Below are 21,102 nucleotides of genomic sequence, written 5' to 3'. Positions count from 1 at the left end.
CGCTGCGTCGGTTGTGTCGGCCTCCGGCATCAAGCCACCCGCCGGATCACGACAGTGTACACTCGGAATGCAACTCGGCGCCGACAACGGACTTCGCGATCTGGACGAGGTGCGGGTGGTGTGTGAAGAACAGCACCTGGGTGCTTCGGGCCACCTCGGCCAAGACCCTTAAGCCAGCCTCGGCCCGTCGGTCGTCGAAGTTCACGAAGAGGTCGTCGGCGAGGAACGGCAGTCCGACGCCCGCCGCGACGGACTGCTCGAGGGCGGCGAGCCTTAGCGCGAGGAACAACTGGTCGGTAGTCCCCTCGCTCATCGCATCGACGTCGACCATGGTCCGCATATCATCGCGCATGCCCCGGAGCCGAGGGCTAGGTCCGTCGGTGTCGACCTTCAGCGTGGCGTAGCGGCCCGTCGTCAGCGTTGAGAACAGTTCGCCCGCGCGCAGAAGCAGCGGGTCCTGATGGCGTTCGCGATACTTCTCGATCGCCCACTTCAGCGTGACCGCCTGCGCCCGCTTCAGGATGTAGTCCTCCGCCAAGACCTCCAGCTCGGAGCGGGCCTGCTCGGCATCGGCAGCCGCATTGACGGCGGCGGTCCCGTCCGTGTCTATCGCCGCGAACGTTGCGCGGGCGTCGCCGTGGGCGGTTGCCGCCTCGTCCACCGCAGCGTTGAGCTCCTCGAGCCGGAATCCCAGCGACGTCAGTTGCGACGCCACCTGATCCGGGTCCGTCGCATCGACCGCGGCAACCAGTGCGTCGAGCCCGAGACCGTCCCCGGCCTCGATGATCGCGAGCTCGGTCGCGGAGACATCCTCGACCAACGCACGCCTAGCACGCGACCTCTCGATCGCCGTACCAAGCGCCGTCCTGTCCGCCGAGCCGGTCTCGACAAGGAGCGGCGCAAGAGCCTCGTCAGTCGCCTTGAGCTTGGCGTGCGCCTCCTGGAGCTCGCCATGGCGCCGCCGATCCTCCTCGTCGAGCGATTCATGCAGCGTCGCCGCGGTTCGCGCTGCCGCAAGTCGATCTCGCATCGACCGTATTCGCTCGGTCACCTCGCCCGCGGTAACGCCAAGCGTTTCGGCAAGCCGTCCGACCGCGGCCGCGTGATCCCGTGTGTCGCGTGCGATGCCGTCAATGCGCCGGCGCAGGAGCGCGTCCGACGCCGCCGCCTCGCGCAGCTCGTCCAAAAGGTCGAGGATAGCGTCGCAGGCCGGGACGTCGAAATCCAGGCGCGCCTCGGCAAGTGCCGCACTCCAAGCGGCAGCGTTAATCGTCGCTGCATCTTCCGCCGCGCGGGCCCTGCGGTCCAGCGCGGTCTTCTCGACGCCGACCTGATCCAACTCCGCCTGCGCCAGCAGGCGCTTGCGCGAGACATCCTCAAAGGCGGCGCGACGCGCATCCGCCCTTGCGAGCACGGGCGCGAGCGGGCCCAAAGCATCCGCGATCCCAAGCGCCGCAGCAAGCGCCGCCCGAGCAGCGCCGCGCCTGGCTTCTGACCGCTCGACCTCCGATACTAAAGCGCGCAGCTCAATCTGGGCCGCCTCCGCCACATCGCGATCAGCCTGCCAGGAATGAAACCTCCCCGGCTCCAACTCCGGCAGTCCGGCATCGCTGAGCCGACGTCGCCACCCGGCAAGAACCCGCTCGTGGTGGTCACGGGCCGACTTTGCGCGAGCACTGGCCTGATCGCCCGCGAGGTCGTGCGAGGCACGCGACTGCTCCAGCATGGACAGCCTGCCCGACGCGTCCGCGGTCGCATAGCGCGCGTCGGCGCGCCCGTCTGCCGCTGCGACGCCGGTCTCAAAACCCGCGACTGCATCGACCGCTGCCGGAAGGTGCGCGCCATCCACCAAATAGTCGCGCAACGGCCGCCAAAAACGGTCGCGCTCAGCCCGTATCTCCACGATGTCCTCGGCCGACACCGCGGTTCCGGTCGCTAGTTGCGAGATCTCGAGCGCTGCGGCAGACGACTGGTCCGACGCACGCTGCGCGGCCTCCTCCTCGCGACGGACGTCGGCCAGCAGGGCAGCCAGGGCGTCTCGTGCCTCCTGGATCTCGGTGGCATCCACCTTGGGAAGGCGAGCGAGCGCGTCCGCACCACCCGCCCACGGTGCCAGTCGGGCCAGCGCGTCCGAGGCGCGGCGTCCTGCGCCGTCCAGCCTCCCACGCGCGGCGTCGCAGCGGCTATCGACGTCGGTGCCAAGTGCCCGCGCCTCGTCGACAGCAGACGTTAAGGCATCAGCTGAATCGCCAACAACGTTGACAGAAAGCGAGGCTTCCGCGCGACCCCGCCGCTCCTCGATGCGCCGACGTTCGTCCTCAATCTGGCGCTCCGCCAGACGTTGCTCGCCGTCCACACGGGCGAGATCCCGCAACCGCGCCGCGAGTTCGCGCGGCGGCGCCGCATCGGCATTCGGACCGGCCTCGGCGCGGAGCCGGCGAACGGTCGCTGTCGCGTCGGCGTGTTCGGTCTCCAGGCTGACAAGGTCGCGCTTCGCCTTAACCTCGGCGCCCGCCTCAGCGACAAGGCGATCGACCTCATCCGCTTCCCCGAGTACCTGCGCGTCAATCAAAACGGCCGCACGTCGGTCGGCGATGTCGGCCCGCAGGCTCTCGGCGGCCGCAATTGCGCGGACGGCCTCCTCGGCCTCCCGCACCAATCCTTCCGCGGCTGTCTCGCGCTGACGGCCGAGATCGACGACGCCTTCGTATCCGGCGAGCAACGCCGCCTGCTCCTCGCGATGCCGGACGAGCGGCGCGAGGCGCCTGACGCGTTCGGCGGACCTGGACTCGGTCTGGACGGCATCGCGGTCGCGGCGCGCCGCTTCCAGCGCCTCGCGCGTCCGCTCGGTGGCGATCCTCGCGTCCGACCAGGCCTTCGGCTTCAACGCATCATCCCGCACGACCTTCGTGGACTCGGCAAGTTGGCGCTGGGCCTGCGTGAAAGTCCGGCTGCCACGGACGGTCGGGCCCCAGATCGCGTCGGCCTCGGTCTCCAGGCGTCGCAGCTCGTCGGAGACGCCGGTCAGGCCCGACCCCGCCGCGAATAGGGTCCGGCCGACGTCGTTCTTCGCCTCGACCATCGCCTGCCCGCCCACGCGGAGCGCCGCCTGATCCAAGCTGAAGGAGAGGCCGAACGTGTCGCGGGTGTGGCCACGCAGCATCGCGGCAAGCGGCGCATCGTCGATCGCGGCGTCGTCGGCACCGAGCAACGTGCCGCTCGTCCCCTTTTTGCGACGGCAGGCGAGCGTCGTGTCACGATCCTCGAGCACTGCGCCGACGCGGAGCAGGGAATAGTCGAACAGAAAGTTATAGGGCGAACGGACGGGAAAACCGAAGAGAAGGTCGGAGACAGCGGCCAGCGACGTTGTTTTCCCCGCCTCGTTCTCGCCATAGATAACATGGAGGTCCGGACTGCCCGAGCGAAAGTCGAGGTCGCAATCCTCGAAGCGGCCGTAGCGCTCGAGCGAGAGGCGAGAGAAGCGCATGCTTAGCCCTCCCTTATTAAACGCGACCGCAACGCGGTCGACGCGGTGCCGAGGACGCCCGCCCAGTCGCCCTGCGCCGCTGATTGCCGTAGCTCGCCATCCTCGGGCTCACCGAGCGACGTGCTCGCCGCTAGCATAAAGCGCTCCAGGTCACGGCCGAGGATACCGGCGAGCTCGGGATCGGTCGCTGCCTCGTGAATCATCGCGTTGAGGTCTTCGTCGACCGTCCAGGTCGTCCGCGCCGGCTCGGTTACTTCCACGCGGACCTTTTCGACGAAGAGGTAAGGGGAGATCGAGGAGGCGATGGCGCGCACGTCGTCGCGCAGCGTCGCGGCGCCGTTCCGCACCGCGCCGGCGTCTGGTGTCTCGCCGGTCAGCGTTACGCGCGCGATCAGCGGCCGACCGGAGGCGTTTGAGCCGTGGAGCCCGACAAGCGCGGAGCGCAGGAGATCACTGACCTCGTCCATTCGGGTATTGGTGCAGTCCACGTCGAGATGCGCCCATCGGAATACGTCGAATTCGACCCGCTCTACGGACGTGACTTCTCCGTCGGCGACATCGACTAGGACCGCGCCCTTGGCACCCGTCTCCCTGATCGTCCGGCCCTGTACGTTCCCGGGAAACACGACGTGTGGCTCAGTGCTGACAACTTCAAACTCGTGCACGTGACCGAGCGCCCAGTAGTCGTAGCCACGGGATCGAAGGTCATCGACGCTGCAGGGCGCATAGTCGGCGTGACCCTGACGGCCGGCCAGCGCGGTATGGAGCATGCCGATGTTGAAAGTGTGCGCCTCCGCCGGCGGATAGGCGAGAACGAGGTTGTCCGTGACCGCTGGGGTCGAAAAGCTCTGGCCGTGGACCGCGACGGAAATTTCGGGCAGGCGGTGGGTCTCGGGACGCCGCGAATTGAACAGCCGCACGTTCGGCGGCCAAGGGACGGTGCGTGAGAAGACCGAGGCGGCGTCATGGTTACCAGCGAGGAGAAACGCCGGGATGCGCGCTTGGTCCAGGCGGCCCATCGCTTTCGCGAAGTAGAGGCCGGTTCCCATGTCGCGCCAGTCGCCGTCGAACAGGTCGCCCGCGATAACCACGAAGTCTACCGCCTCATCGACCGCACACTGCACCAAGTTGTCGAAGGCCGCGCGCGTGGCGGAGCGGATCTCGTCGACGGGCAAGCCCTCGTATCTCGATAGGCCATGTAGCGGGCTGTCGAGATGGATGTCGGCAGCATGCAGAAACCTAAAGCTCGTCAACTAATCCCCCTTAGCAGAATCGGTGTCTTGTGTTGTGCCGCGCGATCGAGGCCGCGAGTAGTTGCTCTTCGATGTCTATTACCGACAATTGCACGGCGATGTGCCAAGGCGCGACATATTTCTGTACGAAATTAAAGAAGAGATGGCTGGGTCGCGGCCGGCGGCGGCTCGCCGTTGCGCCAGCGATCGTCCGTGCGGGCAACCGCCATCGTGACCGGGTTGATCCGTGTTCGAAACAAATTGCGGTCTCGCTGCCGGAACGTCCGTTATTCCGATTTGCGCTCCTGAAAGGAGCCATTCCGGATTGTCCGCAACCCCCGTCATTCATCGCTCGATTTTCAGCGATAAAAATGAATGACAGCGCAGCGGTCTATATGGCGTCAGTATGGACCTGGCCCCCGATCAACGAACCACGAGCGGCCAAGCTCAAAATCCGCATCGGGTGACACCAGCGGCCCATCCGGTGCCTCGCAAACATAGGGCGACATCAGATCCCTGCGGCGAACCCTTGACCGGCTAAGCCATGCGGCCGTGCGGCCACGCGCCTTGAGGATGGCCAGCAACCAATCCATCGCTTCTGCCATTTCACCGACGCCGCGCCCGGCCATGCAATAGTAGATTGCCCGCTGAAAATCGTCGCAAGCCGTGCTCAGGATCGTCGCAAGTCGCGCGCGTCCGCCGTCCGCGCCTTCGTGGACCAGAGACACTGCCTCGCGCAGTTCGCGTACAGATAGCCAGGCATCGTCGATACCAACCCCGATGCACAGCGCGGCGATCGCGCGCCTGACTGGCGGGACACCCGCGTCACACGACACATCGCGCAGCACGATGTCGAGATCGAACCCGCCCAGAACGTCATCCAACTGCATCGCAATTCCTTTCGAGTTCGGAACGTAGCGTGAACGCTCTGACCCCGTCAATTGGGGAAGGGAGGGGAGGGGGGATGAACCGGTGAACAAATGAAGGAGCCTGCCCATGACCACCATCGCCCCATCGCCCGACTGCCAAGAGACCACCAGGACCGCCGAGGTGGCCCGGCTCAACGACGCCGCCCGGTCCGGCGCGCTGGCAAATTCCCGGACGGTGCTCACCCGTGCGCTCGCCGACCTGCTGGCGGGAGGTTCGGACGATCCCGCGATCCGTCAGGTCAGGCTGTTCCAGGGCCAGTGCGCCATGCGGCGTTTGATCAACGAGACCCCGATCGACCCCGGCAACGATCCACACGGAGAGCGGGACTTCGGGGTGGTGACCTACCTCGACCGCAAGATCTTCTGGAAGGTCGATGTCTACGAGAACGACGGAACCTATTCATGGGGCTCCGAGACGCCGTGGGACGCCAAGACGAGCTTCCGTGTCGTCACCATCATGCTCGCGACCGACTACTGAGCCATGTCGCGCTATTCATTGCGGCCGCTCGGCGCACACACCGACCTGTTCGAGATCGCGCTGGGCTGGGATCCGGGCCTCGGCACTTACTTCGTAACGGTGTTCGGCACGCCCGACAGAAACTGCGAGCCCGATATTCGTCTGTGGCGCGGGACTAGCCCGCGCGAGATCGGCGCGCCGTGCGAGATCATCGCCATAGCTGCGGCCTATGCCGAGATTCCGGATGGCCTCGCTCGCCAACTCGAGATCGATCGTCTCGCCTGTCCCCACAATCCGGACCGACCGGCAAGCAAGCTGCTCGAAGAACTCCTCGGGCGCTCCCGTTCAGCCCCTGGCTGAACCGCACGCCGCCCACTGGCGCTGTCCGCCCCCGGGCACCGATCTCGTCTGCCCGGTTCCATCCAACAAGGGATCACCACCCATGTCCAACTGCTACACGCACTCCTGCTTTGTCTTGCACATCACTGACGCCGAATGCGGCCTTCTGCGCGAGGCCATCGCCCTTGCGCAATTCATCGAAGATCAACCCGACGCTGAAGCCATCATCCAACACTGGCTCGGCCTGTCTGAGGCGTTCCGAACGATCTTCCCGCCTACCGGCGAGGAAGTGGTATCGGGGTTCCTCGCCATCTTCCCCGACTGCGACTTCCCGACCTTTGGCACCGACTTTGCCTTCGAGGAGCAGGACGACGGAACTGTCCGGGTGTTCGCTACCGCCGACCAGTTCGAGCCTGACGCGGTTGCCGTCCTGCTGCACCGCACGATCACGCAGTCGCTCCCGGTAGCGGCGACCTGGTCCTACGACAGCGACCGCCACTTACCCGATGCCTTCGGTGGCGGCGGGTTTATGATCGATGCCGCCGGCATCCACTGGATCGAGACCAACAAGGTCCACGACACCCTCCACTTCGCCCCCAAACTCGTCATCGCCATGCGCGATCCCGAAGAGGGCCTGCTGTTCTGGAACAGTAAAGACGGGTTCGGCACGCTCGATACCGCCGACGTGTTCACCGAGCGTCAGGCGCGCAGCACCGATCTGCCAATTGCGGACGACCAGCCCGAATGGCTCGCGCTGCCTGCATGTTTGCTCGTCTGAGACCGCGCTGGCGAATGTCCCCGATGGAGGGCTCCAGAGAAGGACTGCGGGCAGGGCCCGCAGCTCGGCCTGACGGCCGGGAGGGAAGGGGGGGTGGGAATGAGTGATCGGACAAGGGGTTCGGTCGCATTCAATCCACCTAGGAGAACGTCCATGAACATCGGTGAAATCAAGAAGAACGCCAGCGGCCAGCTGATCGGCACTGTCGAAACGCTCACGATGACGCGCACCATCGGCCTGCGGCCGGTCAGCTCGAGCAACGCCCGCGCGCCCAAGTACGAAATCGTCGCGCTCAACGATCAGCGCCGCTGGGTAGCCGTTGGCGCACTGTTCGAACTCGCCTCGAACTCGACCGGCGAGATCTTCTACCAGGGCAAGATCGACGATCCGTCGATGTCGCAGCCGCTCTACATCGCCGCCTTCCCGCGCGAGGACGGCACGATGGCCATCGCCTGGCAGCGCCCGCGTCGCCGCAACAGCCAGCTCGGTTCGAGCGAATACGGCGATGGCGACATGCTTACCGGCGGCGAGGCAGCCGATGCCGGTGAGGCCAGTGACGGGCATAACGGCGATGGCCTCGGTGACAGCACCGCTACGCCGCCGGGCAAGCGCGGCCGCGCCAACGTCAAGGACGGCGCAGACAACGAAGGTGCGCTGCCTCCGCTCGTCGACGCCTGAGTCCATCCAGCACCTCCGACCGAACGGGGACCCAATCGCGGGTCCCCGTTCCCACGCAAAGGCCGCAGGCTCGCCCCGCTTGTGGCCTGAGGCGGAACGCCGACCGTCCCCCCGCCCGGCGTTCCGCCTCTTCTTTTGCATGGGCGGCAACGGAGACACTTCATGTTCACAAATAGCGAACGCTTCGCCTTCGACACGCGGCGGCACCATGCCTTTGCGACTACCGGCAATGCCTATGACGCGTCGCAATGCGACGAGAGCATCAAAACTGGCGATACCCTGATCGTGCTGCCCGAGCGGGTGATTGCCGTCGCCATGACCTGGCCCTTCGCGGTGACCGCAGAAGCAGGAAAGCTTCACAGCGTAGCGCCGCCCCGCAAAGGCGAGACGCTGGCCGATATCGCCCGGTCACTTCATGTGACGACTGCCGACTTCGAGCACGCGGCCGAGCTGGCGCGCTGCCTCGGGTTTCCGCTCGACCCCAACCTTGTGCCGCTGCTGCCAGCCTGAACGCGCCACACCTTTGCTCGCGCAAGAGGCTGGTGAGGGGAGAGGGGTGATCGCGGTCGGACCAACCGGCTGCGAAAGGACACGGGCCATGGGCGACAGAGCCCCCGTTCACATCACTATCGGCGGCGCGCTGCGCCGCGACCTCCTCAGCGGCCTCGCTGCCTGCGCCGAGGAATATGACTTGCGCGCCGAATGGGACGGCGAGCCGTTCGACCCGGCGGCGGTAATCGAGGGCGCGCCGCTCGAGCTCTACGGCACCGAACTGAACGGCGGGCAGATCCCGGAGGTCGATGCCTTCTGCATCGAGCACGGGTTGATCTTTCGCCGCTGGTCGGGCGGCTGTCCCGGGGCGTATCTCCCCGAGATTGTCGTGTTCGACGGTACGGGACCCATGCGCGACTACACGGCGAGCGAAGACGAATATGTCCTCTTCCCGCCGTCCTGGATCAAGGGGTTCACTCGCCTGCGCGAGCTCAAGCGTGCGATGGCGAAGGCCGAGATCACCGTCCCGCCATTCGTTCTTGTCTGACGTGTCGCACCGCCCCAGGAGGCATTTTGCCATGAAATACGTCGTCGCTTTCTACGCGGTCGACCGCGCTTACGGCGGGCCGGAAGAGGGCTCATGGTGGTACGACACCGGCGAACTTGTCCGCCTCCACCGGGTCTGCCTTACCGAAGCTGCTGCATCGCGGCTCGCGGTGCGCGCCAACCGGTTGCTCGACCTGGTCCAGCGCGGCCAGCGCCGCCTTGATTCCGTGCTCTACGCCGGCGGCCGCTACCGCGCCTGCGTGTTCGAACACGCGGTTCCGCCCCGCTTCCCGCAAGCCCCACCCCGTTACGAATGAGGCTCCCATGACCGATCCCGAATTTGCAGCGTCGCCGTCTGATGAACGCGCCCGCACGCTCGCGCAGTTCCCGCTCTCGAGGGTGACAGAGGTCTTCCATGACGAAATGCTGGGCGTTCTTCCCCCGATCCACATTCGCGGCGCGGCCGGCTTCTTCGTCTCCGAAGCGGTAGCCGAGGACATCCACGCCCAGTTCGTCCACCGTGATGGCCGTTTCTATGGCGGCTATGTCGCGCTCCGCGATCCGGAGACCTGGATTACCTCGGCGCGTATCGCCGCCTACGATGTCGATAACCCTAACGCGGTGGAACTCGCCTGGTATCCCGATGGGGCAGGGGAGGCTGCTGCGTGACCCGCCACAGGCTCTTCGAACTCGGGGCAGGGCCAGCGAACGAGCCCTGCGCCCAGCTCGGCCAAACGCCCGATTTCGAGCGCGTCAACAGGCACGAGCTGCGCGCCTTTCAGGCCGCAGTGATCGCGGTAAACGGCCCGCCGCCTGCGCCCCTGGAATTCGCGGCGATCGCCAACGCTCATGATTTCGGGACCTACTGGACGCTGTGGATCGTCTCGCAGGTGGCGGTACTGCCGCCCGGCGCCCGGCGCTGGCTCGACGGGCTAGACGTGCCGTCAAGCTGGATCAGCGCGGGGTTCCCGCCGCCAGTCACTTACGCGGGTTCGTCGCTCCTATGTGTCCGCCCCTTTCCCGACGTTATCGCCGGCGCGCTCCGGATCTCGCGGCCGCGCGAGGACGGCAGCTTCTTCCCGCCCGCAAACGCGGTCCTCCACCGCAATCTTGAAGCTACCTACGGCCCCATGCTGGCCGCACGCGGGGCGGGCGTTACCCCGGCGATGCCGACGGGAGGGTAGGGGGAACGCGGCGGGCAGGCGAACAAGGAGACCTGCCATGCCCCGCTTTTACACTGGGATCGGTGCACGCCGCACCCCGCCCGAAGTGCTCGCACTGATGACGCGCGCTGCCTTCGCCCTTCTGAAGCGCGGCTACGTCCTGCGCTCCGGCCATGCGATCGGCGCCGACAGCGCGTTCGAGCGCGGGGCGGGGGAGGGCAAACAGATCTTCCTGCCCGCGCCGGGCTGGCGCGGTTCGGCGAGCCCGTTCCACCCGCAGGCCTTGCCGCCAGAGCTGTGGCAGCGTGCGCGAGCTCTTGCTGCCGCAGCGCACCCCGCTTTCGCCGGACTCGATCTCTTCGTCCAGGCCTTGCACACCCGGAACGTGTTCCAGGTCCTGGGGCCTGAGCTCGATGCGCCCGCCGACTTCGTCCTGTGCTGGACCGCCGATGGCGAAGCCTCGGGCGGGACCGGCCAGGCAATCCGCATCGCCGCTGCCCACGGCGTTCCCGTCTACAATTTCCAGCGCCCGCGCGAGCGTGCGCACGTCGAACGCCACCTCTCAATCTAAGCAATGCTCTGCCGTTCTGGGTCCCGACGCACTTGCGCCGGTCGAGGGCTGCTGACCGCTTCCCGCGAAGGAACTCCCATGTCCGCAATCCACCTCGCCCTCGATATTCCCTGCACGCGGGACGAAGCTGCCCGGCTCTTCGCCGTGCTCATCTTCCTGGCGGAGCTTGAAACCGACCCGGATGCCAAACCGGGGCCGGAACTGGACGCGACCTTCGGCGCAAACGCGCGCGAGGCGCTGCTCGGGATCATCGGCCACCCCGTGCCGCTCGGGATCGACTGCCGCTATGATCCCGTGACCAACCTGCTGTCGGTCACTGATGTCGAGGGCAGGCCCAACCTTTCCGCCGTGCCGGTGCTTCTCCTCTGGCTTTACCCCGACAAGCTGCCGCTCGCCTACGCGGTCCACACCGCGGAGCACCCCGAACACAAGGTCTGGACGCTGATCGGGCTGAATCGCATCGAGATTACCGAGGACGCGGCCTCGGTCGAGACGCGCCTCGCGGCGCTGCGCTCCGAACCCGGTGCCGTGCGCCGGATCGCTCTTCTGCCGACCAGGCCCCTGCTGAACGGCGACTGACGCCTTGGTGCGTGCCCGCTCACGCTGCGGCGCGTTCCGGCGGGGTGTCGCTGGTTCGGCGCCGGGATCCACGCGGCGGCAGCGGCTCGCCTTCCTTCCACACCATGTGGATGACGCCCTCGCAGGCGAGCAGCGCCTCGAGCGGTTCGCTGGCCTTAGTATCGCCATCATGGATATGGATCGCGGTTGCATCCTCGCCGGTGTCCTTGAGCACCAGGCTGGCGATCGGTGCGCTGGCATCGAGATTAACCCGCATGCCCTTCACGAACCGGCGCTTCTCGGCGACAGCCTTGGCGATGAGGTACTGCTCGTCGCTGCTCTCGTATGGTAGCCATTCGCCGGTCACCGGCATCAGCGCCACCTCGATCAGGTCGAAGGTCCCTTGGCTGCGCCGCGCGAACGAGCCGGCAACGACGAGGTGGCCCTGGTTCCCTTGCGCCTGCCACAGCGCCAGTTCGCCCGCGAACCGCTTGTGGAAGCGGCGCGCCATGTCCGGGTCCATGACGAACGGCATGTCGCCGACGTGGCGCAGCACGATCCGCTCCGCGCCGTGCGCCGGGGCGATCTCCTTGATCTCGCCCACCACCACCATCAACTCGTCACGCGAACGGTAGACGCGATCGAGCGCCGCCCGGCGGCGCGCGCGCAGGTCCTCCTTGTCCTCGAGCCGGAACGTCTCGGGTACGAACAGGACATGGGGCAGGGCTTCCTGCTTGGCCTTGCAGCTGGCCGCAGCTTCGAGCAGCGCGCGGCGCACCACGAACCAGCTGCGTTTGCCCGCCATCTTGGGATGCCAGTGCGTCAGTTCGGCCCGGTCCCACAGGACATGGAGCAGCCCCCGCATCGACAGCTTCTGGCCTGTGGACTTGACCGTCGGCTTGTCGTTGGTGAGTGCCGCTGGCGCGAGCCGCGCCGCGCCGCGCGACAGCGGGAAGGCGAGCTTGAGCGTCGTTTCGCCGGAAGCCTCGTCGTCGATCACGGCATTTCCCCGGACCTGGGCCATGCCGGTCAGGAAGTCCGGGGCCTCGTAATGGTCGCAGGCCGTCGCATGACGTGCGCCCGAACCTGGCCAGCGCGCCAGCACGTAGCGATCATGGCGGTGGCTGATATAGAGCGGCAGCTCTTCGTGCCTGCGGCATTCGCAGAGCACCCGCTCCTTGCGCGCATAGGCCGCGCCGAGCGCAGCCTGCAGGTCATCCTGGCCGCCGGTGACGACCTTCCCGAGCACACGGTATCGCTGGATCATTGGGGATCTCCAATTTCTCGCGATCGACGCTGCCCGTTCGACCTCTCGCGCATTCTCCTTTGGTTTGTCTGACGCGGCCCGCATGGCGCGCGCTGGGCCAAGTCTATCCTTGCCCGTGGCCCCCGGCAAGGCCGGCGGCGTATAGCGCAGCTTGCGGTCAGATAAGCTGGATCAGTCCGTTTCGCCCGCCTCGTGCGCGAGGCTTTCGGCAATTCCCTCGGCAAGCCCGAGGCACAGTGCGGCTTCTTCGCGGCTCAGCACGATTTCGCTCGCCGCCTGGTCGGCAAGCTTGCCTGCGAGCAGCGTCGCCATGGCCTCAGCAACCATGCGCGCGCTCGGCATCTGGATCTCCTGATCCATTCGCGATTCTCCCTTGCCAGTCGCATGGAAACACTGCCCCTGCGGGCGGTTCCAGGACGGCCCCCCCATAGCCTTTCTAGAGCCGCTGGTCGAGCATTGCCGCAATCCACTGACGCGGTGGGCCCGCCATGCGGGCGACAATCGCACATCGGTATTGGGCTAAAGGTGGATGGGGTGTTGGGAGGCAAAGGGCAGGGGAGAGGGCGGGGGCACCCCTACGCCCGCGCCCCGCGCGGGGCTTGGGGCGACCCGCTCTACTCGCTAGGGCGCGCGGTCGGCGCTCTCGCGCCGCCGCCCGCCCAACCTCGCCGGCGAGAATGCCGGCCCTTCGGGTGACGATCGGGGCCAGTCGGGAAGAGGGGAGGGCTTGGTTCGACAGTGCGGCCGCGCTAGGGATTGCCGATGCCCATCGTTCTCGCCGCTGCCGCCCTATGTCTTTCGCCAAGCGTTCATGATGGCGACACCATCCGCTGCGGCCGCGAGCGGGTCCGCATCGCCAATATCGATGCACCTGAACTGCCGGACAGTCCCAAGTGTCAGGACCGTCGCCGGTCCTACGCCTGGTGCGACTTCACTGCCGGGGAAGCATCGCGCGCCGCGCTCGTGCGGTTCGTCTCGCGTGGGCGGGTCATGATCACGCGGCTTGGCACCGACGCCTATGGGCGGACGCTTGCCACCATCTCGGTGAACGGCGTGGACGCCGGCGACTACCTGATCACGCAGGGCCTCGCCAAACCCTGGCGCTGACGCGCCCATTCGCACGCGGTGGCACCCTGAAATTTCCGGATCAGCCCGCTCTTCGTGCAGGTGCTGACGCACAAGGCCGTTGCGGTAAGCGCAGAGAAATCGAGGTTTCTCGCGCGATCTCGTTCTGACTTGCCCGGACATGCGCAGGCGGGAGTACCGCTGCGAGGGGAGGGTGCGCATGGACACCAGCGTGGTGCCGGGGTGCCCTGACGGGATGCAACCAAGGCAGACGGGTAGGAACGCCTGGGAACCTGCGGCCTGAACTGACGAAACCGCCCTTCGTTTGCCGATGAACCCTGCAGCGCCAGTCTCTGGCCGCAACCCAAAAGCAGCGGACCGTGAAGCCCTGCGGGCTTGCCGCACCACTCCTCGCTTTTGAGTTCCCCTCACGCAAGCGTTCGGTGCGGGCCCGTGCCTTTGGCCCTGCCTGTGGTGTTCATCGGCGGGCGGTTCCGCCGAATTCAAGCCACGGAGAAACCCCATGAAGAACCTCGTCATCCTGATCGGTCGCATCGCTAGCCAACCCGAAACCCGTCACGCCGGTGAAACCGCGATTACCTCCTTCACTCTTGTCACCGACCGCCCCAAGCTGGTCGATGGCAAGACGGTCAAGAACGAGGCCGGCTACACCGAGACCCTCGCTGAGTTCCACCGCGTCACCGCTTTCAACGGCCTCGGCACTTCGGTCGCCAAGCACAAGAAGAAGGGCGACATGGTCGAGGTCCAGGGCCGCCTCCACTACTCGAAGTGGACGGACCGCGAGGGCGTCGAACGCTACGCGGTCGAGATCGTCGCCGAGGAAGTCCTCTTCCTCTGACCGGAGCCCGGGAGGCGGCAGCGCCGCCTCCCAACGGGGGGTGAGGCCAATCCCTGCCGGATCGTTGCACCCCCGATTTCTCACAAAGACAGGAATTCCCCATGACGATCACTGCCGAAACGCCGGTGTGGGATACGCCGAGCGGCATGGGCGGCACCTTCAACCGCTACCATCCCTGGCGCGAATGGGACGGCTACACGTTCCGTGTCGCCCGCACCGAACTCGCTCATCCGCGCCGGTTTGCCGATCCGACCCCGCGCTACCGGCCGCCGGGGTGAAGGTGGATGCCGCGTTGCACAAAATTCAACTGCCGGACCTTATTTCGCACTTGCAGCATTTAAGGCGTCACCCCATATCAGGAGTGCCTTTCAGGCATCCTCTCCCAAAACTTTCCAAGGGGCCGCCGCAAGCTGGCCCCATTTTTTTGCGCATGTCGATCTGGAGCGCAAGCCAACGGCACTGGCATTTGGCGACCGCGGCCCATAGGGTCCGCCATCGCCAATTGGAGAAAGACCGCACGCAATGGCCGATGAAATGCTCCTGGATCACGTCGCTGATATTGTTTCGGCCCACGTCAGCAACAATTCGGTCGCGGCGGGTGATTTGCCGGGCCTGATCCAGTCGGTCTACGCATCGCTGGCTTCGCTTGGTCAGGTGCCCGAGCCGACCGAGCAAGTGCGCATACCCGCTGTCTCGGTCCGCGCATCGGTCAAACCCGATGCGGTGACCTGCCTCGATTGCGGCGCGAAGTTCAAGATGCTCAAGCGCCACCTCAGCACCGATCATGGCATGACGCCGGCCGATTACCGCGCGCGCTGGAACCTGCTTGCAGACTATCCGATGGTCGCGCCCGACTATGCCGCCAAGCGCAAGGAACTCGCCGTCCGGATCGGACTTGGTCGCAAGCCCGGACAAAGTCCGAAGTCAGAGGCTAAGCCGGTCGCGGCCGCCAAACCGCGCAATAAGCTCGGGGTCGCCTTCGGCTAAGCCTGATGCGCCGATGGACCGACGTCGGATATCAGCTTCATTCCCTGGCTCCTTTTCTGTCGACTTATCGATGCATGTCTTGCCGTCTGTGACACTCTGCCCCGAGGGCAAAGTGTCATCATCGACATCAGCCTTTGCAGGAGCGCGGGTGATACCCGCCCGTATTGAATGCTCTGCCGATCGAATTGGCTGACGATGCAGGTCCCGAATGTTCCGATGCGGTGCCAGGCAAAGTGTCACGGGCGACAAACGACATGGCCTGAACGAAAGGGGATTCACAGGATTCACCTTTTGTGCTCAATACTGATCCATGGAGCAACAGACACCGATCACTGGCGTTGGCGGCATTTACGCGGTGCTGGCCGAGGTTTCGAGCCGGCCGCGCTACGCTTTCCTGGTTCTCCAACTCGTATCCGAAGCCGCCGACGGGCGAGGGCAGTCCGGTCCCTTCGTTGCCCGAGATGGAAAGCCCGCACTCCTGCGCGATTGGCTCTGCACCCAGCTGCTTCCTTTGAGCGAACAGCAGGGCCGCCGCGCGGCGCTGCGCGCCCGCGTTGCAGCCTCGCTCAGGCATGAACTCTCCGGCGATGAGGCCCGCGATGCCGCTCAGATTGACCAGGCAGTCGAGGAGCAGGTCCTGGCCGTGGGCCGCGCCAATGTCAGCCGCGCGATCTCGGATCTGGCGCGTGCGGGTCTGGTCACACGGCACTACGCTGGCTACGCCACCAACCACCGCAATCGCGGCGGCGGGCGCCATGCGGTCTACGTGGTGAACCCGGCGGTCCTGAAACTGCTGCGTCGGCCTGCGCTAATGATCGGCGCGGTTCGAGCGTCCGGTACGGGTCAGGGCGAACTGTTCGCAGCCTGACGTCCAGCTTGACAATTTTCGGAGAACGCCGCATATAATGACCTAAATATTGGCATATGGTGAGGCAAATGGCGAGCGCGGCATTTTTGAGCGAAGTCTCCGGCGACAAGGGCGTCTCAGTCGACAGGCTGTCGGCGGCGCTTCATATCACCAAGTCTGAACTGGCGCTCGCCGCGGGACTGTCACGCGATGCCGTCTCGAAGGCCGCCCGCAGCAACAGCATCGCCACCCAGTCGCGGCTGCGTGAAATGAGCGAAATCATCAACCGGGTCATTCCCTGGGCGGGTAGTGAACTTGCCGCCTATGCCTGGTACCGATCGCAGCCGCTGCCGTCCTTCGGCGATGCCACGGCGGAAGAGCTTGTCCGTCAGGGACAGGGCGAGAAGGTTCGCACCTATCTTGGCCGGATTGCCGCCGGCGGCTTTGCCTGATCTTTGGGCCTGATCTTTGAGCCAGATTTCGAAATCGGCTCTGCCGTTCACCCGGTTCGACGGCCTGGTCTATCGGGCGCATCATCCGGCGTGGGCTTATGATCCGGAATCGGGCGAAGGCGCGAAGCTTCACGGCGGCCGCTTCAACCGCGTCGGCACGGCGTGCTTCTATGCGGCGCTCAGCCTCGAAACCGCCTGGCTCGAGGCTCAGCAAGGGTTCGCCTTCAAGGCGCAGCCCCTGACGATCTGCAGCTACCGCGCCGATCTTTTGGAAATTCTCGACCTGACCAGCCCTGACGTGCGGGATGCAGCGCAGGTCACCTTGGCGCAGCTCAGCTGCGCCTGGGAGCGTCTTGCCGGAGACCGCAAGTCCGTTCCGACCTGGGAACTGGCCGATCGGCTCATTGCCGCCGGCTGCGCCGGCGTGATCGTGCCAAGCTTCGCTTCACGAGCTACGGTCGATGACCGCAATCTGGTGCTGTGGTCCTGGAGCCGCGAGGCCCCGCATCGTCTTGAAGTGATCGACGACGAGCAGCGATTGCCGCGCGACCAGTCATCGTGGCCTGACAATGCGTGATTCATCTAAACCATTGATTTAACATAAGATATATTATCAATCTTTTATCGTGTAAGCGCCGGATAGAAATGACACCCTCGGGCGTCCTCAGCAGAGCTTGGTGGCATGGTCCTCCTGGCAGTTCGGGAGGACGCGCTTATGACGGTGGTGGCGATGAGCCATGGCGAGCTTTCGCGTTTTGATACATTGATGCGCGTGGAGCGCGGCGCGCTTCGGGTCGAGGACGCGGCAACGCTGCTGGGATTGAAGCGCCGGCAGATTTTCCGGTTGCTTGAGCGTCTGCACGCGGAAGGCGCTTCAGGCCTGGTGTCGCGCAAGCGTGGCCGGCCCAGCAACCGGCGTCACAGCGATGCCTTTCGCGAGCAGATCCTATCGCTGGTCCGCGCGCATTATGCGGATTTCGGACCGACCCTGGCCCGAGAATATCTGTCGGAGCGTCACGCCATTTCGGTCGGCTGTGAGACGCTGCGGCAGATGATGATCGAGGCGGGTATCTGGCAGGATCGCGCCGCTCGTCGTTCGCGCCCCTATCAGCCCCGCCATCGGCGGGAGTGCCGTGGCGAGTTGATTCAGATCGACGGTTCGGATCATGAATGGTTCGAGGATCGCGGTCCGCGCTGCACGCTGCTCGTCTACATTGACGACGCGACCAGCGAGCTGATGCATCTCAAGATGGTCGAGAGCGAGAGCACCTTTTCCTACATGGAAGCGACGCGCGAATATATCGAGCGGCACGGTAAGCCGGTGGCCTTCTATTCCGACAAGCACACGGTCTTCCGCAACCCCAGGGCCACGGCGAAGGGCGATGGCATGACGCACTTCGGGCGCGCGCTGGACGCGCTGAACATCGAGATTATCTGCGCCAACTCGCCACAGGCCAAAGGTCGGGTAGAACGTGCGAACGGCACATTGCAGGATCGGCTCGTCAAGGCGATGCGACTGGAGGGAATCTCCTCAATCCGAGAAGCCAATGCCTTTTTGAGCAGCTACCAGACGACACATAATGCGCGCTTCGCCCGCCCGGCAGCGAACAGTCATGATCTGCACCGGCCTCTGGCACCGCGGGATGATTTGGGCGCCGTCATGGTCTGGCGCGAACAGCGGACGGTCACGTCGGCGCTGACACTGCATTATAACAAGGTGCTGTTCATTCTCGAACCGAATGACATCAGTAGGGCGCTGGCCGGCAAGCGGGTCGATGTCTGCGAATATCCAGATGGCAAGGTCGAGATCCGCCATGAGGGGCGCGTGCTTCCCTATCGACTGTTCGACAAAATGCCTCGGATCAATCAACCGGCGATTGTCGACAACAAGCATCTCGACGCAGCGTTGGTCTTGGCGAAGGAGATCCAGGCGATTGCGCCACATCATCGGCAGCGCAATAACAATGCCCCTGCCCGCCGTGACCAGCCCACGCATCTGTTCCCCGAGCCGGAGGCACCGGTAAAGGTCGATCGCCGTCGCGTGGGCGGCCCAAAACTCAAGCGCGGTCCACGGCTCAGCCGGGCCGAGCTGCAGGCGCGCGGCACGCTGGAGTTTGTGAAGGCCCGCTGAGACTGTTTGATCGGCTTTGACCGAGCCCGCTGCCTGCGCAGCGGGTCCGTGCCCTTCCCCTCTATGTCGCGCTCTCAGCAGGGTCTGCGCTGCGCTATCCCGAGGGCTCCACGCAGCCCCTGCTATCCTCAAAGGGTGTCATCTCTATCGGGGACAGAAAGTGCCTTCTCTATCCGGCAGGAACATATCGTTTTATATCAATTGGTTGTATATCTGACACTTTCACAACTTGCTCTTGAGCGCCAACCGCTCAGCACGGTCGAGCACAATCGCCGGCAGCCCGCCAAGGTATGACATATCCGCTAACCCCGGCACCTCGATCCCATCGACGATGGCGCCGTGGATGCCCGCGGCCATCGCCGCTGCGCGCCGGCGCAGGAACGGAAGAGCCAGGCCCGCATCTTCAGCGAAGCGGGCAAAGCTCTCGGCATCCACATCCTCGAGGATCGGCGCGCGCCCAAACCGCATGGCGAGCTTTGCCGAGAGTTCCGGCCACATATGGGTCGCCACGAGATCATAGAGCGGCGCCAACACCACCTGGCCATTATCCCGGCGCAAGAGACTGTAATTCTTGGCATGGGCGTCGGCGTTGCCGATGATCAGATTGAAGATGGCTGCGTCGGCGAGCTTCAGCACCTCGCGTGCGGGTCTCGTGGTGGCCTGGCGTACCAGCGCAAAGCCATCGCGGAACGTCGGCCCACCCTCGCTCGCATATTTCCGATTTGACGGCACGCCGAGTGCCTGCGCAAAATCTTCCTGGTGCAACCGGATTGTGCCGTTATCCCGGCCAAAGCGATCGTAACGGGTCACGAGCAAATAGGGTTTGCCGGCGACGGCCCGCCATTCCGCCATGGCTGCGTCGAGACCCACCGCCCGCGCCAGCGCCAGACAGAAGGCCTCATTGGCTGCCAGGCCGGGAAAGCGGTCAGGCTCTGGTTTGATGAGATGGGTCGATGGCTCGCCGATGCGGGGGATAGCGATGGCACGATCGATCAGAACGACGGGCAACTTACCCTGGGCGCCGGCCAGGCTGAGCCGGGCGCCCCCTTCCCCGGCCAGCATCGGCACACGAGGCAAACGAACAAGCAAGGCCGCAAGCTCAGCCTCATCCAGCGGATGGGCGGGCTCACCTGCGGGTGCAGCGGGCGGCGTCTCCCCTTCCGGGAGAAATGCAAGTGCGCCGGCGACCTCCCCGCCAAGCGCCGCCAACAGACGAAACGGATTGTCAGGCGATACGCCGAGCACCCGCGCGATGGCGGTTCGCTGCCCTTCCTCGGGTAACAGTCCCCCAAAAACAGCCTTGCATAGCGCGTCGCCGAACGACTCCGCCTGCTTCGGTAGAGCGTGCGAGAGCGGTTTTGCTATCTGATCCGCCAGCCATTCGGAAGCATAGGTGAAATGCATCGCACCGCCGCGATCGAGCGCAAGCTCCCCGGCAATGCGCTGATCCGACCAGATGACAAGGCGATCGACGATATCGGGGGTCATGCCGGCCGGCCTACAAGCACGACCCCGTCCGGCCGCCGGATCTGCAGCTCACATCCCAGCGCGGCGAGGACTGTGATGACCTTGCCGATCTGCGCAGTCGCCTTGCCCCGCTCGAGATCGACGACGAAGCGCAGTCCAACTCCGCTAGCGGCTGCCAGCTCATCCTGGCGAAGTCCAAGCTCCTTGCGCTCATTCCGGACGATCTGCCCGATCGTTGTTGCGTCCAGCACGACCCCTCACTTTCCCGGTCGGGAAATATTAAGTCCTGGATGCAATTTCAACCCACAATTTACCCGATCGGGATATTATTGATCCGATCCCAGCAAGAAAGCTAATAAATTTCCTGCTCGGGATATCGCCGCGCACGCGCCGCAATCGAACCGGCCCATATCCTGAAGTTGAGACAAGCTGATGCAAGTCTGTTGATTTCCACTGAGAGTTGACCCGGGATTTTCATCGAGAAGTGACCCGGTTGGAAGGTATGTCCCGCTATGCGGGTGGTGGGTCAAGCGGGTTATTTTTCCTTTCGTGATTTGGGGTCCGCGGCGCTGGCCCTGAACCGAAAGCTGTCATTGCCGGTCTCGAGGATGTGACAGTGGTGGGTGAGCCGGTCCAGCAGAGCCGTTGTCATCTTGGCATCACCGAACACGCCAGCCCATTCGCTGAAGCTGAGGTTGGTGGTGATGACGACGCTGGTGCGCTCGTAAAGCTTGCTCAGCAGGTGGAACAGCAGCGCGCCGCCTGACGGGCTGAACGGCAAGTATCCGAGCTCGTCG

Annotated in this window: 27 protein-coding genes; 19 read left to right on the top strand and 8 right to left on the bottom strand. The window is 65.1% G+C overall.

The window, feature by feature from the left end; genetic code table 11:
- Positions 1-46: 46 nt before the first annotated feature.
- The 3 genes from IQ35_RS18205 to IQ35_RS18195 form a co-directional block, all read right to left on the bottom strand.
- Positions 47-3,487 (bottom strand): YhaN family protein, encoded by a 3,441-nt coding sequence (locus IQ35_RS18205; RefSeq protein WP_145075530.1) that lies wholly within the window; start codon positions 3,485-3,487, stop codon positions 47-49.
- A 2-nt stretch (positions 3,488-3,489) separates the two neighbouring features.
- Positions 3,490-4,740, bottom strand: coding sequence for a metallophosphoesterase family protein (locus IQ35_RS18200; protein ID WP_184205056.1), 1,251 nt, complete (start codon positions 4,738-4,740; stop codon positions 3,490-3,492).
- 380 nt (positions 4,741-5,120) lie between these two features.
- Positions 5,121-5,609 (bottom strand): hypothetical protein, encoded by a 489-nt coding sequence (locus IQ35_RS18195; RefSeq protein ID WP_145075527.1) that lies wholly within the window; start codon positions 5,607-5,609, stop codon positions 5,121-5,123.
- Between the two features lie 106 nt (positions 5,610-5,715).
- On the opposite strand from IQ35_RS18195, the gene IQ35_RS18190 reads away from it, so the two are divergent.
- The 11 genes from IQ35_RS18190 to IQ35_RS18140 all read left to right on the top strand — a co-directional run bounded on the left by IQ35_RS18190 (position 5,716) and on the right by IQ35_RS18140 (position 11,251).
- Positions 5,716-6,126, top strand: a complete 411-nt coding sequence (locus tag IQ35_RS18190) for a DUF3768 domain-containing protein (RefSeq protein WP_145075523.1) — start codon at positions 5,716-5,718, stop codon at positions 6,124-6,126.
- 3 nt (positions 6,127-6,129) lie between these two features.
- Complete coding sequence (locus IQ35_RS18185) at positions 6,130-6,465, top strand: hypothetical protein (protein ID WP_184205059.1); 336 nt, start codon at positions 6,130-6,132, stop codon at positions 6,463-6,465.
- A gap of 82 nt (positions 6,466-6,547) precedes the next feature.
- Positions 6,548-7,222 carry a hypothetical protein gene (locus IQ35_RS18180; RefSeq protein WP_145075521.1) on the top strand — a complete coding sequence of 225 codons (675 nt, stop codon included), beginning with the start codon at positions 6,548-6,550 and terminating at the stop codon, positions 7,220-7,222.
- 153 nt (positions 7,223-7,375) lie between these two features.
- Complete coding sequence (locus IQ35_RS18175) at positions 7,376-7,900, top strand: DUF736 domain-containing protein (protein WP_145075518.1); 525 nt, start codon at positions 7,376-7,378, stop codon at positions 7,898-7,900.
- 162 nt (positions 7,901-8,062) lie between these two features.
- Positions 8,063-8,410 carry a lipocalin/fatty acid-binding family protein gene (locus tag IQ35_RS18170; RefSeq protein ID WP_145075515.1) on the top strand — a complete coding sequence of 116 codons (348 nt, stop codon included), beginning with the start codon at positions 8,063-8,065 and terminating at the stop codon, positions 8,408-8,410.
- 88 nt (positions 8,411-8,498) lie between these two features.
- Positions 8,499-8,939 carry a hypothetical protein gene (locus IQ35_RS18165; protein ID WP_145075512.1) on the top strand — a complete coding sequence of 147 codons (441 nt, stop codon included), beginning with the start codon at positions 8,499-8,501 and terminating at the stop codon, positions 8,937-8,939.
- A 31-nt stretch (positions 8,940-8,970) separates the two neighbouring features.
- Positions 8,971-9,255, top strand: a complete 285-nt coding sequence (locus IQ35_RS18160; RefSeq protein WP_145075509.1) for a hypothetical protein — start codon at positions 8,971-8,973, stop codon at positions 9,253-9,255.
- A gap of 7 nt (positions 9,256-9,262) precedes the next feature.
- Positions 9,263-9,607, top strand: coding sequence for a hypothetical protein (locus tag IQ35_RS18155; RefSeq protein ID WP_145075506.1), 345 nt, complete (start codon positions 9,263-9,265; stop codon positions 9,605-9,607).
- The gene (locus tag IQ35_RS18150; RefSeq protein WP_145075504.1) at positions 9,604-10,122 is read left to right on the top strand and encodes a hypothetical protein; all 519 of its coding nucleotides are present in this window, start codon (positions 9,604-9,606) and stop codon (positions 10,120-10,122) included. Before IQ35_RS18155 ends, IQ35_RS18150 begins: the two co-directional genes overlap by 4 nt.
- Before the next feature lie 37 nt (positions 10,123-10,159).
- A complete protein-coding gene (locus IQ35_RS18145; RefSeq protein WP_145075501.1) occupies positions 10,160-10,672 on the top strand; it encodes a hypothetical protein in 513 nt (170 codons plus the stop codon).
- Between the two features lie 78 nt (positions 10,673-10,750).
- Positions 10,751-11,251 (top strand): hypothetical protein, encoded by a 501-nt coding sequence (locus IQ35_RS18140; RefSeq protein ID WP_145075498.1) that lies wholly within the window; start codon positions 10,751-10,753, stop codon positions 11,249-11,251.
- A 19-nt stretch (positions 11,252-11,270) separates the two neighbouring features.
- Here the strand turns inward: IQ35_RS18140 and IQ35_RS18135 are convergent, their stop codons facing one another.
- Positions 11,271-12,497: a DUF1173 domain-containing protein gene (locus IQ35_RS18135; protein ID WP_145075495.1), complete on the bottom strand. Its 1,227-nt coding sequence runs from the start codon at positions 12,495-12,497 to the stop codon at positions 11,271-11,273.
- A gap of 171 nt (positions 12,498-12,668) precedes the next feature.
- Entirely contained in the window at positions 12,669-12,857 is a 189-nt protein-coding gene (locus IQ35_RS18130; RefSeq protein ID WP_145075492.1) for a hypothetical protein, read from the bottom strand.
- A 402-nt stretch (positions 12,858-13,259) separates the two neighbouring features.
- Here IQ35_RS18130 and IQ35_RS18125 point away from each other — a divergent pair, with 402 nt between their 5' ends.
- The 8 genes from IQ35_RS18125 to IQ35_RS18095 all read left to right on the top strand — a co-directional run bounded on the left by IQ35_RS18125 (position 13,260) and on the right by IQ35_RS18095 (position 18,838).
- Positions 13,260-13,604, top strand: a complete 345-nt coding sequence (locus IQ35_RS18125; protein WP_145075489.1) for a thermonuclease family protein — start codon at positions 13,260-13,262, stop codon at positions 13,602-13,604.
- Between the two features lie 481 nt (positions 13,605-14,085).
- On the top strand, positions 14,086-14,421 hold the full coding sequence (locus IQ35_RS18120) for a single-stranded DNA-binding protein (RefSeq protein ID WP_066213939.1): 336 nt from the start codon (positions 14,086-14,088) through the stop codon (positions 14,419-14,421).
- 101 nt (positions 14,422-14,522) lie between these two features.
- Positions 14,523-14,699 carry a hypothetical protein gene (locus IQ35_RS21110; RefSeq protein ID WP_158636703.1) on the top strand — a complete coding sequence of 59 codons (177 nt, stop codon included), beginning with the start codon at positions 14,523-14,525 and terminating at the stop codon, positions 14,697-14,699.
- 244 nt (positions 14,700-14,943) lie between these two features.
- Complete coding sequence (locus IQ35_RS18115) at positions 14,944-15,408, top strand: Ros/MucR family transcriptional regulator (protein ID WP_145075446.1); 465 nt, start codon at positions 14,944-14,946, stop codon at positions 15,406-15,408.
- 310 nt (positions 15,409-15,718) lie between these two features.
- Positions 15,719-16,276 (top strand): hypothetical protein, encoded by a 558-nt coding sequence (locus tag IQ35_RS18110; protein WP_145075443.1) that lies wholly within the window; start codon positions 15,719-15,721, stop codon positions 16,274-16,276.
- Between the two features lie 68 nt (positions 16,277-16,344).
- Entirely contained in the window at positions 16,345-16,707 is a 363-nt protein-coding gene (locus IQ35_RS18105) for an antitoxin Xre/MbcA/ParS toxin-binding domain-containing protein (RefSeq protein ID WP_145075440.1), read from the top strand.
- Positions 16,708-16,723: 16 nt separating this feature from the next.
- Positions 16,724-17,284 (top strand): RES family NAD+ phosphorylase, encoded by a 561-nt coding sequence (locus IQ35_RS18100; protein ID WP_221231116.1) that lies wholly within the window; start codon positions 16,724-16,726, stop codon positions 17,282-17,284.
- A gap of 138 nt (positions 17,285-17,422) precedes the next feature.
- Positions 17,423-18,838: an ISNCY family transposase gene (locus tag IQ35_RS18095; RefSeq protein ID WP_092958536.1), complete on the top strand. Its 1,416-nt coding sequence runs from the start codon at positions 17,423-17,425 to the stop codon at positions 18,836-18,838.
- A gap of 222 nt (positions 18,839-19,060) precedes the next feature.
- Here the strand turns inward: IQ35_RS18095 and IQ35_RS18090 are convergent, their stop codons facing one another.
- The 3 genes from IQ35_RS18090 to IQ35_RS18080 all read right to left on the bottom strand — a co-directional run.
- The gene (locus IQ35_RS18090) at positions 19,061-20,326 is read right to left on the bottom strand and encodes a type II toxin-antitoxin system HipA family toxin (RefSeq protein WP_092958534.1); all 1,266 of its coding nucleotides are present in this window, start codon (positions 20,324-20,326) and stop codon (positions 19,061-19,063) included.
- Entirely contained in the window at positions 20,323-20,556 is a 234-nt protein-coding gene (locus IQ35_RS18085; protein WP_174521634.1) for a type II toxin-antitoxin system Y4mF family antitoxin, read from the bottom strand. The genes IQ35_RS18090 and IQ35_RS18085 overlap by 4 nt, the downstream gene beginning before the upstream one ends.
- A gap of 284 nt (positions 20,557-20,840) precedes the next feature.
- Positions 20,841-21,102 (bottom strand): ATP-binding protein (locus IQ35_RS18080; RefSeq protein ID WP_158636702.1); only part of this gene is annotated, 262 nt, incomplete at its 5' end.

The organism is Sphingobium wenxiniae (genome assembly GCF_007830065.1).
Taxonomy (GTDB): domain Bacteria; phylum Pseudomonadota; class Alphaproteobacteria; order Sphingomonadales; family Sphingomonadaceae; genus Sphingobium; species Sphingobium wenxiniae.
Note: the sequence above shows the minus strand (reverse complement) of the source record. Positions and strands in the feature narration are given on the sequence as shown.

Excerpts from the sequence above, each read along its gene's own strand:
- IQ35_RS18205 (WP_145075530.1), bottom strand. The coding sequence starts at position 3,487 with ATGCGCTTCTCTCGCCTCTCGCTCGAGCGCTACGGCCGCTTCGAGGAT.
- IQ35_RS18195 (WP_145075527.1), bottom strand. The coding sequence starts at position 5,609 with ATGCAGTTGGATGACGTTCTGGGCGGGTTCGATCTCGACATCGTGCTG.
- IQ35_RS18190 (WP_145075523.1), top strand. The coding sequence starts at position 5,716 with ATGACCACCATCGCCCCATCGCCCGACTGCCAAGAGACCACCAGGACC.
- IQ35_RS18185 (WP_184205059.1), top strand. The coding sequence starts at position 6,130 with ATGTCGCGCTATTCATTGCGGCCGCTCGGCGCACACACCGACCTGTTC.
- IQ35_RS18180 (WP_145075521.1), top strand. The coding sequence starts at position 6,548 with ATGTCCAACTGCTACACGCACTCCTGCTTTGTCTTGCACATCACTGAC.
- IQ35_RS18175 (WP_145075518.1), top strand. The coding sequence starts at position 7,376 with ATGAACATCGGTGAAATCAAGAAGAACGCCAGCGGCCAGCTGATCGGC.
- IQ35_RS18170 (WP_145075515.1), top strand. The coding sequence starts at position 8,063 with ATGTTCACAAATAGCGAACGCTTCGCCTTCGACACGCGGCGGCACCAT.
- IQ35_RS18165 (WP_145075512.1), top strand. The coding sequence starts at position 8,499 with ATGGGCGACAGAGCCCCCGTTCACATCACTATCGGCGGCGCGCTGCGC.
- IQ35_RS18160 (WP_145075509.1), top strand. The coding sequence starts at position 8,971 with ATGAAATACGTCGTCGCTTTCTACGCGGTCGACCGCGCTTACGGCGGG.
- IQ35_RS18155 (WP_145075506.1), top strand. The coding sequence starts at position 9,263 with ATGACCGATCCCGAATTTGCAGCGTCGCCGTCTGATGAACGCGCCCGC.
- IQ35_RS18145 (WP_145075501.1), top strand. The coding sequence starts at position 10,160 with ATGCCCCGCTTTTACACTGGGATCGGTGCACGCCGCACCCCGCCCGAA.
- IQ35_RS18140 (WP_145075498.1), top strand. The coding sequence starts at position 10,751 with ATGTCCGCAATCCACCTCGCCCTCGATATTCCCTGCACGCGGGACGAA.
- IQ35_RS18135 (WP_145075495.1), bottom strand. The coding sequence starts at position 12,497 with ATGATCCAGCGATACCGTGTGCTCGGGAAGGTCGTCACCGGCGGCCAG.
- IQ35_RS18130 (WP_145075492.1), bottom strand. The coding sequence starts at position 12,857 with ATGGATCAGGAGATCCAGATGCCGAGCGCGCGCATGGTTGCTGAGGCC.
- IQ35_RS18125 (WP_145075489.1), top strand. The coding sequence starts at position 13,260 with ATGCCCATCGTTCTCGCCGCTGCCGCCCTATGTCTTTCGCCAAGCGTT.
- IQ35_RS18120 (WP_066213939.1), top strand. The coding sequence starts at position 14,086 with ATGAAGAACCTCGTCATCCTGATCGGTCGCATCGCTAGCCAACCCGAA.
- IQ35_RS21110 (WP_158636703.1), top strand. The coding sequence starts at position 14,523 with ATGACGATCACTGCCGAAACGCCGGTGTGGGATACGCCGAGCGGCATG.
- IQ35_RS18115 (WP_145075446.1), top strand. The coding sequence starts at position 14,944 with ATGGCCGATGAAATGCTCCTGGATCACGTCGCTGATATTGTTTCGGCC.
- IQ35_RS18110 (WP_145075443.1), top strand. The coding sequence starts at position 15,719 with ATGGAGCAACAGACACCGATCACTGGCGTTGGCGGCATTTACGCGGTG.
- IQ35_RS18105 (WP_145075440.1), top strand. The coding sequence starts at position 16,345 with ATGGCGAGCGCGGCATTTTTGAGCGAAGTCTCCGGCGACAAGGGCGTC.
- IQ35_RS18095 (WP_092958536.1), top strand. The coding sequence starts at position 17,423 with ATGACGGTGGTGGCGATGAGCCATGGCGAGCTTTCGCGTTTTGATACA.
- IQ35_RS18090 (WP_092958534.1), bottom strand. The coding sequence starts at position 20,326 with ATGACCCCCGATATCGTCGATCGCCTTGTCATCTGGTCGGATCAGCGC.